Origin of the sequence: Streptosporangium sp. NPDC000563 (assembly GCF_040299985.1) — a bacterium.
Classification (GTDB): domain Bacteria; phylum Actinomycetota; class Actinomycetes; order Streptosporangiales; family Streptosporangiaceae; genus Streptosporangium.
Window position 1 is genome coordinate 14931 of the sequence record NZ_JBEPDA010000009.1, and the last position, 15586, is coordinate 30516.

General features: G+C 71.5%; 11 protein-coding genes. 6 read left to right on the forward strand and 5 right to left on the reverse strand.

The genetic code is table 11. The features are described 5' to 3' along the window. Nucleotides 1-189 precede the first annotated feature (189 nt). Entirely contained in the window at nt 190-1872 is a 1683-nt protein-coding gene (locus ABT352_RS21405; RefSeq protein ID WP_350946634.1) for a PH domain-containing protein, read from the forward strand. A gap of 252 nt (nt 1873-2124) precedes the next feature. On the opposite strand, the gene sepH is transcribed toward ABT352_RS21405, so the two are convergent. The 3 genes from sepH to ABT352_RS21420 form a co-directional block, all read right to left on the reverse strand. After that, nucleotides 2125-4062 carry a septation protein SepH gene (gene sepH / locus ABT352_RS21410; protein WP_350946635.1) on the reverse strand — a complete coding sequence of 646 codons (1938 nt, stop codon included), beginning with the start codon at nt 4060-4062 and terminating at the stop codon, nt 2125-2127. A 593-nt stretch (nt 4063-4655) separates the two neighbouring features. Further along, nucleotides 4656-5969, reverse strand: coding sequence for a D-arabinono-1,4-lactone oxidase (locus tag ABT352_RS21415; protein WP_350946636.1), 1314 nt, complete (start codon nt 5967-5969; stop codon nt 4656-4658). 133 nt (nt 5970-6102) lie between these two features. Beyond that, a complete protein-coding gene (locus tag ABT352_RS21420; protein WP_350946637.1) occupies nt 6103-7299 on the reverse strand; it encodes an MFS transporter in 1197 nt (398 codons plus the stop codon). A 126-nt stretch (nt 7300-7425) separates the two neighbouring features. Here ABT352_RS21420 and ABT352_RS21425 point away from each other — a divergent pair, with 126 nt between their 5' ends. Further along, nucleotides 7426-8781: a lytic transglycosylase domain-containing protein gene (locus ABT352_RS21425; protein WP_350946638.1), complete on the forward strand. Its 1356-nt coding sequence runs from the start codon at nt 7426-7428 to the stop codon at nt 8779-8781. A 137-nt stretch (nt 8782-8918) separates the two neighbouring features. Here the strand turns inward: ABT352_RS21425 and ABT352_RS21430 are convergent, their stop codons facing one another. Further along, entirely contained in the window at nt 8919-9881 is a 963-nt protein-coding gene (locus tag ABT352_RS21430) for a ferrochelatase (RefSeq protein WP_350946639.1), read from the reverse strand. A gap of 129 nt (nt 9882-10010) precedes the next feature. On the opposite strand from ABT352_RS21430, the gene ABT352_RS21435 reads away from it, so the two are divergent. Together ABT352_RS21435 and ABT352_RS21440 are read left to right on the forward strand one after the other, a co-directional pair. Beyond that, nucleotides 10011-11996, forward strand: a complete 1986-nt coding sequence (locus ABT352_RS21435) for a S9 family peptidase (RefSeq protein ID WP_350946640.1) — start codon at nt 10011-10013, stop codon at nt 11994-11996. Between the two features lie 175 nt (nt 11997-12171). Further along, the gene (locus ABT352_RS21440) at nt 12172-12966 is read left to right on the forward strand and encodes an inositol monophosphatase family protein (RefSeq protein ID WP_350946641.1); all 795 of its coding nucleotides are present in this window, start codon (nt 12172-12174) and stop codon (nt 12964-12966) included. A gap of 89 nt (nt 12967-13055) precedes the next feature. Here the strand turns inward: ABT352_RS21440 and ABT352_RS21445 are convergent, their stop codons facing one another. Further along, nucleotides 13056-13238: a hypothetical protein gene (locus tag ABT352_RS21445; protein WP_350946858.1), complete on the reverse strand. Its 183-nt coding sequence runs from the start codon at nt 13236-13238 to the stop codon at nt 13056-13058. A 207-nt stretch (nt 13239-13445) separates the two neighbouring features. On the opposite strand from ABT352_RS21445, the gene ABT352_RS21450 reads away from it, so the two are divergent. Together ABT352_RS21450 and ABT352_RS21455 are read left to right on the forward strand one after the other, a co-directional pair. Further along, complete coding sequence (locus ABT352_RS21450) at nt 13446-14099, forward strand: response regulator transcription factor (RefSeq protein ID WP_350946642.1); 654 nt, start codon at nt 13446-13448, stop codon at nt 14097-14099. Next, nucleotides 14096-15499 carry a sensor histidine kinase gene (locus ABT352_RS21455; protein WP_350946643.1) on the forward strand — a complete coding sequence of 468 codons (1404 nt, stop codon included), beginning with the start codon at nt 14096-14098 and terminating at the stop codon, nt 15497-15499. Before ABT352_RS21450 ends, ABT352_RS21455 begins: the two co-directional genes overlap by 4 nt. Nucleotides 15500-15586: the final 87 nt, after the last annotated feature.

Sequence of the window (15586 nt, forward strand, 5' to 3'; positions counted from 1 at the left end):
GGACCGGAGCATCCACATGTGCCCGACGGTGACATGGGCGGTGGCGTGGAGGGTGGCGCGGCAGGCGTCCCACCTGGCCGAGACGGTGCCGGGCCACCCGGCCCACACCTCCAGGGTGGCGCCGGGCCCGGTGGCCCGCACGGCCGGGCCGGCGGCGGCCCGGGTTTCCCGCGTGGGCCGGGCGGTGACATGGCCGGACCGGGAGCAGGACCGGGAGTCCCGCCGACGGAGAGACCTCTGAGGCTCAGCCCGAAGGTCCTGCTGACCGATCCGATCCGGATGCTGCCCTCGCTGCTCCTGCCGCTCGCCGGTCTGCTGTTCCTCGGCGGCTTCTCCCCGGGATCCTTCGGGTGGGCCGGGACGGCGGTCGTCGGCTCCGTCGTGTTCGCGGCCGCGCGCTGGCTCACCTTCACCTACCAGATCGTCGGTGACCGGCTGGAGCTCACCCGGTCACTGATCAGCAGGTCGGTGCGGACGATCCCCCTGGAGCGGATCCGTGGCGTCGACGTCAGCGCCCCGCCGCTGCACCGTCTGCTCGGCATCGCCGTTCTCAGGATCGACACCGGCGCGAGCGGCGACGAGAAGCAGGAGGGCGAACTCGACGGGGTCACCGTCGAGGAGGGGGAGCGGCTCAAGGCCGTGCTGCTCTGGCACGCCCGTGCCCGGACGGCGAGACGCGTCCAGGCGCGTGGAGCGGCGCCGGCGGCCGGTGCCGGCTCCGATGAGCTCGCGGCAGGTGCGACCGATCCATCCGGTGTGTCCGCCGGGGTGCGGGAGGAGCCGGCCGGATCCTCCACCCGCCACGAGGTGGGCGACACGACCCCCGAGCGGGTGTTCTTCGTGATGCCGAGGAAGTGGCTCGTGTACGGCCCTCTCTCCGGCGCCTACCTGCTCACCCCCTTCGCGCTGGTGGCCGGTGCCGTGGGCGCGGCGTTCCAGTGGGGCAGCGAGCTCAGAGTCGACAGACGGGTCGTACTGGACTTCGGGGAGTGGCTCTGGGGGCATCCGCTCCTGCTCGTCGCGGCCCTGATCCTGCTGTTCCTGGCGATGCCGGTGATCGCCGCGATCATGTACGCGGTGTTCAACTGGAACTTCACCCTCCGCGCCGCCGAGGGATACCTGATCGCCGGTCGCGGCCTGGTCACGCACAGGAACGTCTCTCTGGAGCGGCGCAGGGTGCGGGGGTTCGAGTTCGTCGAGGGGCCTGCCGAGCGCTGGGCGGGGCTGGGCCGCGCGTGGGCGATCGTGACCGGTCTCGGCGACTCGGAGACCAGGGGCCAGCTGATGCCCGTCGCCCCGAGGGACACCGTGCTCAAGGTGGTGGGCGAGGCGATCGGCCCGATCGCCTCGGGGCTGCGGCCACACCCGCCGGCGGCGCGCAGGCGCAGGCTGTTCAGGGCGATCTTCCCGTGGCTGGTGATCGCCGCGTGTGCGGTGACGGCCGCCTGGACGTGGTCCGGGTTCTGGTGGGCGCTCGCGGTGCCGGCCCTGCTTCTCGCGCTGCTGGGCGTCCCGCTCGGTCTCGATCGCTACCGCTCCCTCGGGCACACGTACGACGGGAGCCGTCTGTCGGTCCGGTCGGGGTCGCTGCGGCGTTCCCAGGCGGTGGTGGAGCAGCGGGCCGTGGTCGGCTGGACCCTGAGGCAGACCTGGTTCCAGCGTCGCGCCGGTCTGCTGACCGTGATCGCGGGCGTGGGGGCGGGCACCGGGGGCTACCCGGCCGTCGACGTCGGCGAGGCGGAGGGACCGGCCTTCGCCGCCGAGGTCACCCCCGCCTGGCTCGCCCCGTTCCTCGTCCCGCACGCGCCCGCGACTCCGGGGACCTCCGGCAGTCCGGGGCCCTCCCCGTCCGGCGGGCGGCTCTCGCCCTGAGGAGGTCTTTCCGAGGCCTTCTCGTTCTTGCGGCAGGCCGGGGTCTCGCGGCGCCGAAACCCGGAAGGCCCGCCTCTCGGGGACCTCTCACCCCCTCGTGTCCACGATCGTCGCCGAGGTCGTGGGGGCGGCCGCACGCATCCGGCGTCCCGGGTCGTCGCCGAGGTGGACGGCCCCTCGGGTCCAGGGGCTGAGACGACGAGGCGGGGGTGACCGGGAACCCCGGTCACCCCCGCCTCGGTGCGGTGCGGTTCAGTCCTGGCGGCGGGCGCCGAACATGATCTCGTCCCAGGTGGGCACGGACGCGCGCCGCCCCCTGGACTTCTTGGCGGGCCGGGCCGGAGCCGGTGCGGGCTTCGGCGGCTCCGCGGGCTTCGGCGGCTCTGCGGGCTTCGGCGGCTCTGCGGGCTTCTCCGCGGCGGGCTTGTCGGCCTTGGTCTCCTGCATCGCCCCCGTGTCCCCCTGTGTCTCCTGCTTGCCAGGCGCGGTCTTGGCCCGCTTGTCCACGCTGACGCGCGCCGCGGGTACGGCTATCGAACCCTCCTGGGCCGTTCCGGTCTCGGGAACGGGTTCGGAGGCGGGGGTCTCCTTCTCCGCTTCAGAGGGGACCTGCTCGGTGGCATTGCCGGTCGCGGGGGAACGCTGGTCGGCGGGGTCGGACAGGGCGGCGGCCGGAGCGGTCACGGCCGGTTCCGGCGCGGCGGAGGGCGAGGGGTTCGCGCTCTCGGTGCTCTTGGGGGCCTCCGGAGCCTTCGCGACCTCCTCGGGCTCTTCGGCCTTCGTGGCCTCCGGAGCCTTCGCCGCCTCGGGAGGCGGCGTGACCTGCGACTCCTTCGTCGTCTCGGGAGCACGCTCGGTCTCGGCGGCCCTCATCGCGGCGGGCTCGGCCGTACCGTCCTGCCCCGGGATCGCCTCCTCGGGCCCCTGGGGAAGGAGGTCTCCCCGCGCGGCGGCGGATCCGCGTGCGGCGGTCGCCTGCTCCGGCGTGGTCGCCGTGGACGGCTCGGACGCCGTCACGGAGGGCTGCGAGGTGACGGCGGGTGCCGAGGGCTCCGGCTCCGGAGCGGACAGCGGCTCGTACGAAGCCGGCGCGACCGGCTCGTACGGAGCCGGGTACGCGGCGGGAGGTTCGGGCAGCACGGGCTCGGGAGGCTTGACCCGCGTGACGGGACCGGAGTCCTGGGCCGCGGGCTCCGGCGCCCTTTCCTGCTGGTATCCGGCGGGGTCGGGGGCGCGTAGCGGCGGCACCGTCACCCTTGGAGCCTCGTATCCGGCGGGGAGCGGGGGCATGGGCGGCTGCTGGTAGGCGGCAGGGGACGCCGGAGACGCAGAGGGCAGGGCAGGGGCCGCGGGTGAGGGGGATGCCTGAGGCGCCTGAGGTGTCGGGGACGCCGGGGACGCCGAAGACGCCGAGGACGCCGGGGACGCCGAGGACACTGCGGGGTCGGCCTGCGCGTAGGCGGGCCGGGGCTGGGCCGGGGTCTCGTGCCGCAGAACCGAGGGGAAGGCCACCGGAGGCTGGTTCAGCGGCTCCGGCGCCAGCGACGGCACCGGAGCGAGCTTGGCCACGCGCGGGACGAACGGTGTGACCGTGGTGTCCTCGAACGGCTCGACGTCCTCGCCGCTGGACAGCCGCAGCGCCTCGTCGTCGTGGGGCGTTATGTGACGCCGGCGCGGGTCGAAGAGCCACTCGGCGTTGCGCGTGTGACCGTTCCACACGAATCCGAGCTTGATGCGCCACATGTTGTCGTCCCGCTTGGCCGAATCCCACTCGATCTCGTCGGCGGGAACGCCTCGGCGGGTCAGCCGCTCGGCGACCAGGTCGCCGAGGGTGGGACCTGGAGCGGAGTCGCCCGGCAGGCGTACGGCGCAGCGCTGCGCCTGCTGTGCCATGTACTCACGTTCCTGGAGCACGGGGCCCTCGAACCACCGCACGCGCTCGACCGGGATGCCCGCCGTGTTGGCGATCTCCTCCGCGGTCTCGCCGGCACGGATCCGGGCCTGGATCTCCTTGGGGCGCAACGGACTCTCCACTTCGATCTCGTACTGGCCGAGACGGGAGAAGTTGCCGCGGACGGCAGCACGGAGCCGGTCGTCGACGGGCAGCGTGAACCGGGTACCCCGGCCGGCTGTCGCCAGCACGAGATAGGTCCCGTCCTCACTCACCGCGACGAGTCGGAGCTCCTGCATGCGAGTCCCTTCGTCGTCGTGCTCAATCTTCCCCCGGACCCTTGAGTCTCTCGCGTGTGCCGGTTGCCTGCCAGCACCGTACCCGGCATGTCCGAACATCGCCTTCCTGGATGGGGCTCGCAGCGATGTGACGCCGGTCACATTTGCTCCATTCATCTATTACAGGGCACCGGTCTGGAGCAGCGACTTCCGGGTCCTCAGGGGATTCTCACGGATAACTCCGGGAACCGCTGCGGACTTCCACCAAGAACCGGGAGATGGCGGTGAGGCCGGTCCGCCGGTTCGGGGGGGATATGCCGCGATCGCGGTGTTGTGCGGGAGCCGGTCGTCGCGCTCCGTGACGACGGGACGCGGCGGCGGCTGACATGGACGGCGGGAGAAGGTCATCTCCGGCGGACTCCCTCGGGGTCGAGCGGCGCGGGCGTCTGCGAATCTGCCCCTCGTACGCCTCGGGGGAACGACGGGACACGCGGACGCGTCACTCTTCGAGCGAGCCTTTGCGACATCCTTTACCGAAAGCCGGAGAGAAGCGGCCGATTGGGGGGAACGGTGCCCGGCCGACGGCCGTACGGTCACCAGAGGTCCGGGGAAGGTCACCCCAGCACGGTGTCGAGATGGTCGTTGGAAAAGACGCGCCCCGGGTCGAGGGCGTCGCGTACCGCGAGGAAGTCACCGAATCGGGGATAGACCCCGGCCAGGTAGGGCGCGTCCCGGGTGTGCAGCTTGCCCCAGTGCGGGCGGCCGCCGAGCCCGATCATGATCTCCTCGACGCCCTCGAAGTAGGCGGGGTTCGGCGTCGGCCGGTAGACGTGGCAGGCGATATAGGCCGAGTCCCTGCCGTAGGCGGTGGACAGCCAGGCGTCCGAGGCCGGGGTGACCCGCACCTCGACGGGAAAGCTGATCTTCCAGTCTCGCCGTTCCAGCAGGTCGCGAACCTCGTGGAGGGCCTGGCCGAGGTGCTCGCGCGCGACGGCGTACTCCATCTCCAGAAAGCGCACCTCCCGCACGCTCGTGAAGATCTTGTGTGAGGCGTCGACGCAGGAAGAGGCCGAGAGCGTCGCGGCCGAGAGCACGTTGAGCCGGGGGATGGCGCGCGGGTAGCGTCCGCCGACGCCGCACACCGCGCCGAACAGGGTGTTCTCCATGAGGTGGTTGTCGAGCCAGTACTTCAGCGCGCTCGGCGGCCTGGCCGGTCCGGGGCTGCGGTTGTTGCGCTTGGTCAGGCAGGTGTCGGTGTGCGGCAGCCAGAAGAAGTCGAGATGCTCGTTGCCGGTGACGAGCGTGTCCAGGGAGTCGAGGATCGAGGTCAGCGCCATCGGCTCCCGCACGCTGCGCAGCAGGAAGGCCGGCTCGACCCGGAAGGTCACCGCGGTCACCACGCCGAGCGCGCCCAGGCCCACCCTGGCGGCGTCGAACAGGTCCCGCTCGGCCACCCCCCGGATCTTCCCCTCGCCGTCGCCGCGAACCGTGACGATCTCGCCGTCGGCGAGCACCATCTCCAGCGCCAGCACCTGGTCGGCGAGCCCGCCGACGTCCCTGCCGGTGCCGTGGGTGCCGGTCTGGATCGCCCCGGCCACGGTCTGCGCGTCGATGTCGCCCATGTTGGCCAGGGCGAGCCCCATCCGGTGCAACTCCCGGTTGAGTGCGCCGATCGTCGTCCCGGCCTCGGCCGTCACCCAGTCGTCCCCGGTCTCGCGGATCCCGGTCAGCGCGCCGGGCCGCAGCAGGAGGCCGTCGGTGAGCGCCACCGCGGTGAACGAGTGGCCGCTGCCGGTCATGCGCACCCGGCGGCCCGCCGCGGCCGCCTCCCGCACGGCCCGCGAGACCTCCTCGGCGGAGGAGGGCACCCGGACCTCCGCGGGGGTGGCGGCCTGGTTGCGGGCCCAGTTGCGGAAGGTCTCGCCCATGTTCACTCCTGCCCGGCGGGCGGTATCCCGCCTGCCGGGGGCGTCGACGCCCCGTTCGCGGGGGAGTCCCGCCCACGCTCAGGCGGGCCGCCGGTTCGTGTTCGCGTGCTTCTCCGGCGAATATGAACGATACTCACGATTGCTGTTGTGCGACAGGGGTTCGCAGCCAGGCGGAGCCGCCGACGCCGACCGCGACGGCGAGCAGGGCGCAGGCGAAGGAGAACCCGTAGGCGTTGGAGGCTCCGAACGTGTCGGTGAGCCTGCCCCCCGCCCAGGCGCCGATCGCCACGCCGAACCCGACCGACGTCGAGATCCACGCCATGCCCTCGGTGAGCAGGGCGGCCGGGACCAGCTGCTCGGTCAGGCTGTAGCCGGTGATGACGGTCGGGGAGATGGCCAGCCCGGCCAAAAACAGCGCGCCCGCCATGACCCTGATGTCGCCGATGAGCATGACCGGGGTGATACCGGCCGCGAACGCCGCGAGCGAGCGGACGAACCTGCTGCTCAGCGGGATGCTCCACTGTCGCGCGCCGTACCAGAGGCCGGAGACGAGGCTCCCGCCGGCGAACGAGGCGAGCAGCAGTCCGGCCGCGGCCCGGGAACCCCGCTCCTCGGCGAACGCGACCGTGATCAGGTCGACCGAGCCGAACACCGCACCCATCGCCAGGAAGGCGCACGACATCAGGGCCACGCCGGGAATGGTGATCGGGGTGCCGGAGCGCGCCTCCCTGCGGCGGACGGGCGGCTCCGTGCCGCGCTGCAGGGCGAAGGCGATGGTGCCCACGACCGTGCAGGTCAGAGCCACGACCAGGCCCGCGTACGGGTTGATCATGGTGGCCAGGGCGGTGACCAGCGCCGGGCCCGCGACGAAGATGATCTCGTCGGCGACCGACTCGAAGGAGAACGCCGTGTGCAGCCTCCCCGACCCGGCCAGCAGGTGCGACCAGCGGGCGCGCACGAGCGAGCCGAGTGACAGCGCGGTCGCGCCGACCATGACGCCGGTGGCGAAGAGCGTCCAGAGGGGAGCACCGTACTCGGCGCAGAGCATCATCGCGGTCAGCGTGGCGCCGTGCGCGAGCGTGAACGGGATGACTATCCTGGCCTGGCCGAACCTGTCCACCAGGCGTCCCGACAGCGGGGCCGCGACGGCGAAGGAGACGCTGACGGTGGCCGCGACCGCGCCCGCCGTCGCGTAGGAGCCGGTGAGTTCTTTGATGAGCAGCACGATGCCGATGCCGAGCATCGACATGGGCATCCGCCCGAAGAACCCGGCGACGACGAACCCCTTGGCGCCGGGCATGCTGAACAACCCTCTGTACGGCCCGACCACCGATAATCCCCTTGCTGATCTTCACGCGTGGAACATGCCGACGATTTCGCACGGAACCGCCGGTCGGCAAGTGATTTTTTCCGTCAACGGCTCACGGAGCGGTCCGTTGGAGCTAACGTGAGCGCGGTGTCACGTCTTCCCGGGTTGCGGCTGTTTGTCCCAGTAGTGGTCGCGATCACCGCCCTCCTCGCCCTCGGCGGCGTCGCCCTCGCGATGATCAACGCCGGTCGCCCCGCCACTCCCGCCACCTCCGCGGGAGGCGCCGTGGTGGAGTCCCGCGTTCGCGACCTGGCGGCGATCGCGCCGGTGGCGAGCCCTCCCGCGGCCCCGGTGAGCCCGGCGGACCCCGCCCCGACGGCCCAGGTGGTCCCGGCGGAACCCGACCCGACGACCCCGGCCGTTCCCGTGGGGGACGACCAGGCCCCGCGCGACCCCGTCTCCCAGGGGACGGGAGGCGGACAGGGCTCCGCCCCCGAGCCGGGCGCGACGGGCGCCTCCGATCTCCCCCTCACCCCGCCCCGGCTGCTGGTCATCTCCCCCTCGACGCTGACCGAGCAGACCAAGGAGGACATCTCCCGGCTCAAGCACGTCCAGAAGATCGACTCCTTCGACGGCGGGGCGGTCAAGGTGTCCGGGGTCGGGCTCAACCTCATCGCCGTCGACCCCGCCCGCTTCCGTACCTGGGCACCCAGAAACATCGCCGACCAGCAGAGGATCTGGGACGCCCTCGCCAAGGGGGAGCTCGTCGCCGACAACTCGGCGGCGCGCCGCCTCGGCCTGGTCCTCGGCTCGGAGTACCAGGTGGACGGCGGTCCCCGGCTGCGGGCCGCGGCCTCCGCCTCGTTCGGCCTGCCCGGCGTGGACGGCATCGTCGGGGAGGAGACCGGCCGCAGGCTGGGGCTGCTGCCCGGCGTGGCGCTGCTCGTGCACGGCCCCGAGAAGGCCTCCACCGTCCTCAGGACACGGGTGGGCAGGCTGCTGAGCCCGGGTTCCCAGGTGGTCGCCGTCGGCGGTGCCAGGAAGAGCGCCCGCGAGCCCGCCGCGAAGGCCGCCGACGCCAAGACGGCGGGAACCGGCAAGGTGCGGCAGGTCACGGTCGGCAGGCCGGGTAGCTATCTGGAGCTCTACCGCAAGGCGGCCGAGGTCTGCCCGGGGCTCTCCTGGACGGTCCTGGCCGCGATCGGCCAGGTGGAGAGCTCACACGGGCGAAACAACGGCCCCTCCTCCGCGGGCGCGCTGGGACCGATGCAGTTCATGCCCGCCACCTGGAAGGCCTACGGCGTGGACGGAGACGGCGACGGCGTCGCCGACATCTGGAACCCGTACGACGCGGTCCCCGGCGCGGCCAACTACCTGTGCGCCAACGGGGCGGGCAAGGGCGGCAAGAAGCTGGAGAAGGCCATCTGGTTCTACAACCACTCCTGGTCGTACGTCGCCAAGGTCATGGGCATCTCCCGCGGCTACGCCGCCGCCTACCCCTGAGGCCCCGGCGAGGCACCCGGGACCGGCCGCGGCCCCGGGGACGTCCACGCCCGTGATCACCGGCCGTCCCGTGGACGCCCGCACCGGTGATCTTCGGGGTTTGGCGGCCGTTCCGTGATCGGCCCGCGCCCTCGTGGCTACCCGCGGCGGCGTGGCGGGGCCGGGCAGCAGGTGGCCGCGCACGCCACGGGCTCCGGCTCGGCGAGCAGCTCTCCGACCATCGAGACGAAGCGCGGGTGGGTCCCGGCCGTGGTGGCCCTGACCAGCGGCAGGCCGATCTTCTTCGCGGTCTCGGCGGCCTCCACGTCGAGGTCGTAGACGACCTCCATGTGGTCGGAGACGAAGCCGATCGGCACCAGCACGACCGCGGGGGCGTCGACCGCGAGCAGATGGTCGCAGACGTCGGGTTCCAGCCACGGGATGTGCGGGGCGCCGCTCCGGCTCTGCCAGACCAGGTCCCACTGCCTGCCGCCGCCCACCTCGGCGGTGACCAGCTCCGCGGCCCGGCGCAGCTGCGCCTCGTACGCGCCGCCGCCGGGACCGGCCGTCGCGGCCATCGAGGTCGGGATGCTGTGGGCGGTGAAGACCAGCCGCGCGCGATCCCTGAGCTCGGCGGGCAGCCGGTCCAGGGCCTCACGGGTGTGGTCGGCCATCGCCGCGACGAACCCGGGATGGTCGAAGTAGTGCCGGAGTTTGACGACCTCCGGGGCACCCTCGACCGCGGCCCTGGCGAGCGCGATGTCGTCGATGTACTGACGGCAGGCCGAGTACGAGCTGTAGGCGGCGGTGACGAAGGCCGCGGCCCTGCGCACCCCGTCCGAGGCCATCTGGCGAAGCGTGTCCTCCAGGTAGGGATGCCAGTTGCGGTTGCCCCAGTAGACCGGGAGGTCGATCGTCGGCTCCACGGCCGCGATCAGGTCACGGCACTGCCGGTTGATCGGGCTGGCGCCGCCGAAGCGCTGGTAGTGCGCCTCGACCTCCAGCAGCCGCTCGCGCGGGATCCCCCGGCCCCTGACCACGTTCTCCAGGAACGGCATGACGTCATCTGGTTTCTCCGGCCCCCCGAACGAGACGACGAGAAGCGCGTCGTAATTCCCCATGGCATTTATCAAACCGCATGCCGGGGTGTCCTCTTGCATGGTCACCTTGAGGACTTCGTTATCAACAAGGTTTGTGGATGCGTGTTCGGAGGCGTGTTCGGAGACGATCCCCGAGGTAAGTTCGAAACCGTGACCCCATTTAACGACATCCGCGATTATGTCGGCGTGCCGCGGGTGACATCCCTGCGGCTATCCCCCGATGGAGCGCGCCTGGTCAGCGTGGTGCAGGCGCTTAATCCCGACGGAAGATCCTACGGAACCTCCCTGTGGGAGATTCCTCTCGACGGCCGCCGACCGTACCGGCTGACCAGATCCGTCAAGGGCGAGACCGGGGCCGAGTTCACGCCGGAGGGCGACCTGCTCTTCGCCTCGCGCCGTCCCGACCCGACCGTGAAGGAGGCGGACGAGGAGGTTCCCGCCCTCTGGCTGCTGCCCGCGACGGGAGGAGAGTCCCGCCAGATCGCCTCCAGGCCAGGAGGCGTCGCCGGGTTCGCGATCGGCGGTGGGACCGTGGTCTTCTGCTCCGACGTGCTCCCCGGTGACGAGGCGGGCGAGGCCGAGCGGCGCAAGACACGTAAGGACGCGGGAATCAGCGCGATCCTGCACGAGAGCTACCCGGTGCGCTACTGGGATCACGACCTCGGCCCCGGAGAGCCTCGGCTGTTCGCCGGCACCCTGGGCGACGGCGAGCGGCTGACCGAGGTGAGGGACCTCACCCCGCAGCCGGGCAAGGCACTGTCGAGCCACAGCGCCTGCGACGTGGCGCCGGACGGCTCCACGGTCGTGACGACCTGGGGCGTGTCCATGCCGCAGGGCGAGCTCCGCTTCGAACTGGTCGCCATCGACACCGTCGACGGCGGCGCCCGGCGGGTCCTGGCCGCCGCCGACGACCACGACTTCGACGGGCCGGTGAGGATCTCTCCGGACGGGCGTCTGGTCGCGTGCGTACGGAACAACCACGCCGACACCGAGCGGATCCCCGAGAGCACCCTGTGGATCGTCGACCTGGCCACCGGGGAGGGCCACCCTGCGGGCGGCGGGCTCTGGCCGTCCGACATGGTCTGGGCGCCCGACTCCCGCTCGCTGTTCGTGGTCGCCGACGACCACGGCCGCCGTCCGATCTTCCGCGTCCCGGCCGACGGGAGCGCGCCGGAGCGGCTCACCCTCGACAACGCCGCCTACAGCTCGCTCAACGTCGCGCCCGACGGCGCCGTCTACGCGCTGCGCGGGGCCGTGGACGCGCCCGCGGCCCCGGTCAGGGTGGCGCGGGACGGGACCGTGGAGAAGCTGACCTCTCCCGTCCCCGACCTGGAGCTGCCGGGCACGCTCACCGAGGTCACCGCGACCGCCGACGACGGCGCGGAGATCAGGGCCTGGCTGGTGGTGCCCGAGGAGGCCTCCGCGAAGAACCCCGCACCGCTCCTGCTGTGGATCCACGGCGGCCCGCTGGGCAGCTGGAACGACTGGTCCTGGCGCTGGAACCCGTGGATCATGGCCCAGCACGGGTACGCCGTGCTGCTGCCCGATCCGTGCCTGTCCACCGGCTACGGGCCGGACATGATCCGGCGCGGCTGGGCCGACTGGGGGCCGCGCACCCACGCCGACCTGATGGCGATCACCGACGCCGCCCTGGAACTCCCCGAGCTCGATCCCACCAGGACCGCGGCGATGGGCGGCTCGTTCGGCGGCTACATGGCCAACTGGGTCGCCGGGCACACCGGCAGGTTCGGGGCGATCGTCACCCACGCCTCGCTGTGGAACCTCGACCAGTTCGCGGGGACCACCGACGCGTCCATGTACTGGCAGCGGGAGTTCGGCTCCCCGGGCACCGGCCTGTACGCGAAGCTCTCCCCGCACCGGTCACTGGAGAACATCTCCACCCCGATGCTGGTCATCCACGGCGACAAGGACTACCGGGTCCCCATCGGGGAGGCGCTGCGCCTGTGGTGGGACCTGCAGCGCTCGGAGGTGGAGTCGAAGTTCCTGTACTTCCCCGACGAGAACCACTGGGTGCTCAAACCGGGCAATGCGGTCGTCTGGTATGAAACGGTTCTGGCCTTTCTCGACCAGCATGTCCTCGGGCGCGAGTGGAAGCGCCCGGAGTCGCTGTCGTGAGCCCGTCGTGAACACGGCACGGTGGGCGGTGCCGTCCACCGTGCCGAGAACGACGAGGATGGACCCGTACTTCGGCGGGGTGGGCGAGGACTGCCGTACGTCCGGCCGGGCATGTGGGAGGGCGGGTCCCGTCAAGGAGGACCCGCCCGAATGAGCGAGGAGTGGTGAGGGGATCGTGGACAGCGCCGTGACCTTCGGGCGGCTGACGGAGGAGATCGCCAGAGAGGCCGGTGAGATGCTGCTGGCCAAGCGACCGGCCCGGCCCGAGGTGCTGGTCACCAAGTCCAGCCCCACCGACGTGGTGACCGCCCTCGACCGGGCCTCGGAGGAGCTCATCCGCGACAGGATCAAGGCCGTCAGGCCCGACGACGCGATCCTCGGCGAGGAGGGCGGCGCGACCGGCGAGGGCAGGATCCGCTGGATCGTCGACCCGATCGACGGGACGGTCAACTTCCTGTACGGGGTGCCCGAGTGGGCGGTCAGCATCGCGGTCGAGGCGGACGGCGAGGTGATCGCGGGAGCGGTGAACGTCGTGCCCCGCGGCGAGGTGTTCACCGCCGTCAAGGGCGGGGGAGCCTGGCTGGCCGGAGAGCGGCTGAGCTGCAACACCGGGGTGCCGCTCGATCGGGCGCTGATCGCCACCGGGTTCGGCTACGAGAGCGGGCGGCGCGAGGTGCAGGCCGAGGTGCTCCGCCACGTGCTGCCGCGCGTGCGCGACATCCGCAGGGGCGGCTCGGCGGCCTCCGACCTGTGTTCGGTGGCGGCGGGGCGGGTGGACGGCTACTACGAGCGCGGTCCTCAGTACTGGGACTACGGGGCCGGCGGCCTCATCGCCGCGGAGGCCGGGGCGAGGGTCGGCGGGCTTGAGGGCAGGCCGGCCAATCCCGGTCTCCTGCTGTGCGCGGCCCCCGGCCTGTTCGAGGAGCTGCACGACCTGCTGCTCCCGCTCGACCCGGAACGCGACGCCTGACCTTCACGAGGGCCGGTCCCCTCGGATGAGGTGGACCGGGTGAGGACGTGAAAGAGCCCCCCGGCGGTCGGCCGGAGGGCTCCTTCCCATCAGCGCTGGACGGGGACGCCGTTATCTGTGGCCAGACGGCGGAGATCCTCGATCTCGGCGGTGAAGGTGTCGGCGAGGTAGTCGTCGCCGGAGGACCTGGCCTCCTGCAAGTTCTTGTATGCCTGGTCGAGGCGGTGTTCGATTGTGGCGGTGAACTCGCCCATCTTCACCTTCTTTCTCACGGGCTCATGGGGAACGGAGGATACCGTTATGGAGACTGGAACCGGCTGTACCCAGGGTGAACCAGGCGCTAAACCTGCGTGTTTCCGACATCACATGGAGTGCCCCCTCCTGTGAAGGGCTTACCGTGTGCTTACGGGTGGTGAGGGGAGAATGGGGAGGCCGTCCCAGCGGCTGCTCTGGGAATGTGACGGGAGGTGCCATAGGCCATGCGAGTGCTTGTGGTCGAGGATGAGCGGGTGCTCGCCGACGCGATCGCGACCGGGCTCCGGCGCGAGGCGATGGCCGTGGACGTGGCCTACGACGGTGCGGGGGCGCTGGAGCGGACGGGTTACATCGACTACGACGTGATCGTCCTGGACAGGGATCTGCCCAAGGTCCACGGCGACGAGGTCTGCCGTCGCCTGGTGGCCTCGCGCACCGCCTCCAGGATCCTCATGCTGACCGCCTCCGGCGACGTCGACGACAAGGTGGAGGGGCTGGGGCTGGGGGCCGACGACTATCTGGCCAAGCCCTTCGTGTTCGTCGAGCTGGTGGCGCGGGTGCGGGCGCTCGGCCGTCGTTCCGCCCCGGCGCTGCCGCCGGTGCTCGAGCGCTCCGGGGTGCGTCTGGATCCGGGTAAGCGGCTGGTGACCAGGGACGGCGCGGAGGTCGCGCTCACCAAGAAGGAGTTCGCGGTCCTGGAGGAGCTGATGCGCGCCGAGGGCGCGGTCGTCAGCCAGGAGGACCTGCTGGACAAGGCGTGGGACGAGAACATCGACCCGTTCACCAACGTCGTGCGCGTCACCATGATGACGCTGAGGAAGAAACTGGGCGAGCCCCAGGTGATCGAGACGGTGCCAGGGGTCGGGTACAAGCTGTGAACGCTCCGGCAGGTGGGGGAGAGGAACGCCCGACGTTCGTCCCGGTGGGAGAGAACCGCGACACGGTGCCGACCCATCCGATGATCAGTCCTCACTCCGAGCGGGGCGCCTGGAAGAACGAGCGGCTGGAGTCCGGGCCCGCCGGAGAGCGGAGGCAGGACGAGCAGCCCCCGCCGCCGACCGGCCCGCCGGCCTGGGACGGGCCGCCCCCGGCGGGCGCCGCCCCGATGGAGAGGACCCCGCTGGAGCGGCTGAGGTCGATCATCGACCGGATCAGCATCCGGTGGCGGCTCACCATCACCTACGCCGTGCTGTTCTTCACGGCCGGCGCCCTGCTGCTGGCCGTGATCTACCTCCTGGTGGGCTGGGCGCTCTACGGGGCGTGGCCGCCCTTCCCGTCCGACCTGGACGGGCTTGTGGGGCCGCAGTTGGCGACAGAGATCAAGCGGCAGTGGTACTGGCAGCAGCACGTCGCGATCACCGGGGCGCAGCGGGAGCTGCTGGCCCGCTCGCTGCTCGCCCTGCTGGGGGTCGGCATCCTCGCCGTCATCATCGGCTACATCGTCGCCGACCGGGCGCTCAAGCCCATCCAGCAGATGACCGCCACGGCACGCAAGCTGTCGGGCTCCACGCTCGCCCACGAGCGGATCGACCTCAAGGGTCCCGACGACGAGCTGAAGGAGCTGGCCGACACCTTCGACGCGATGCTCACCAGGCTGAATGTGGCCTTCGACACACAACGAAGATTCGTGGCCAACGCCTCGCACGAGCTGCGCACCCCCCTGACGATCAACCGGACGGTCCTGGAGATCGCTCTGGGCGATCCGGAGGCCTCGGGTGACCTGAAGGCGCTGGGCCGCACGCTCCTGGAGGTGAACGCCCGCAACGAGCGCCTGATCGAGGGCCTGCTGCTGCTCGCCCGCAGCGAGCGCGAGCTGAGCGTGCGCAAGCCGGTGGACATGAAGGACGTGGCCGAGACCGTCGTCGACCAGCTCGCCGCGCGGGCCGACAAGGCCGGGGTCACGGTGATCCCCGACCTTCGGGGCGCCGAGACCGTCGGGGATCCGGTGCTGCTCGAGCGGTGCGTGGCCAACCTGGTGGAGAACGCGATAAAGCACAATCTCCCTGATTCCGGACGCCTGTGGGTGAGGACGGGAATGGTGGAGGGGGCGTTGGTTGTTCAGGTGGCCAACACGGGGTCGCATGTGCCCGCGTACGAGGTGAACAGCCTTTTCGAGCCGTTCAGGCGGCTCAATGCCGACCGGGTCGACTCCGACAAGGGGGCGGGTCTGGGGCTCTCCATCGTGCGCGCGGTCGTGCGCGCCCACGGGGGCAACGTGACCGCCGTACCCAGGGACGGAGGGGGTCTCGTGGTCACCGTGCGACTTCAGCCACGTTGATCCGGCGGGGGGCGTCTCGTTCACGCCGCACATGTGGTTGGATGTGCCGTCGAACACGGTGGTGCATGCCGCCGATGCTGTGGTTTA

Coding starts and splice junctions, on each gene's coding strand:
- sepH (WP_350946635.1), bottom strand. CDS start 4,062: ATGCAGGAGCTCCGACTCGTCGCGGTGAGTGAGGACGGGACCTATCTC.
- ABT352_RS21415 (WP_350946636.1), bottom strand. CDS start 5,969: ATGGGCGAGACCTTCCGCAACTGGGCCCGCAACCAGGCCGCCACCCCC.
- ABT352_RS21450 (WP_350946642.1), top strand. CDS start 13,446: ATGCGAGTGCTTGTGGTCGAGGATGAGCGGGTGCTCGCCGACGCGATC.
- ABT352_RS21430 (WP_350946639.1), bottom strand. CDS start 9,881: ATGGGGAATTACGACGCGCTTCTCGTCGTCTCGTTCGGGGGGCCGGAG.
- ABT352_RS21405 (WP_350946634.1), top strand. CDS start 190: ATGGCCGGACCGGGAGCAGGACCGGGAGTCCCGCCGACGGAGAGACCT.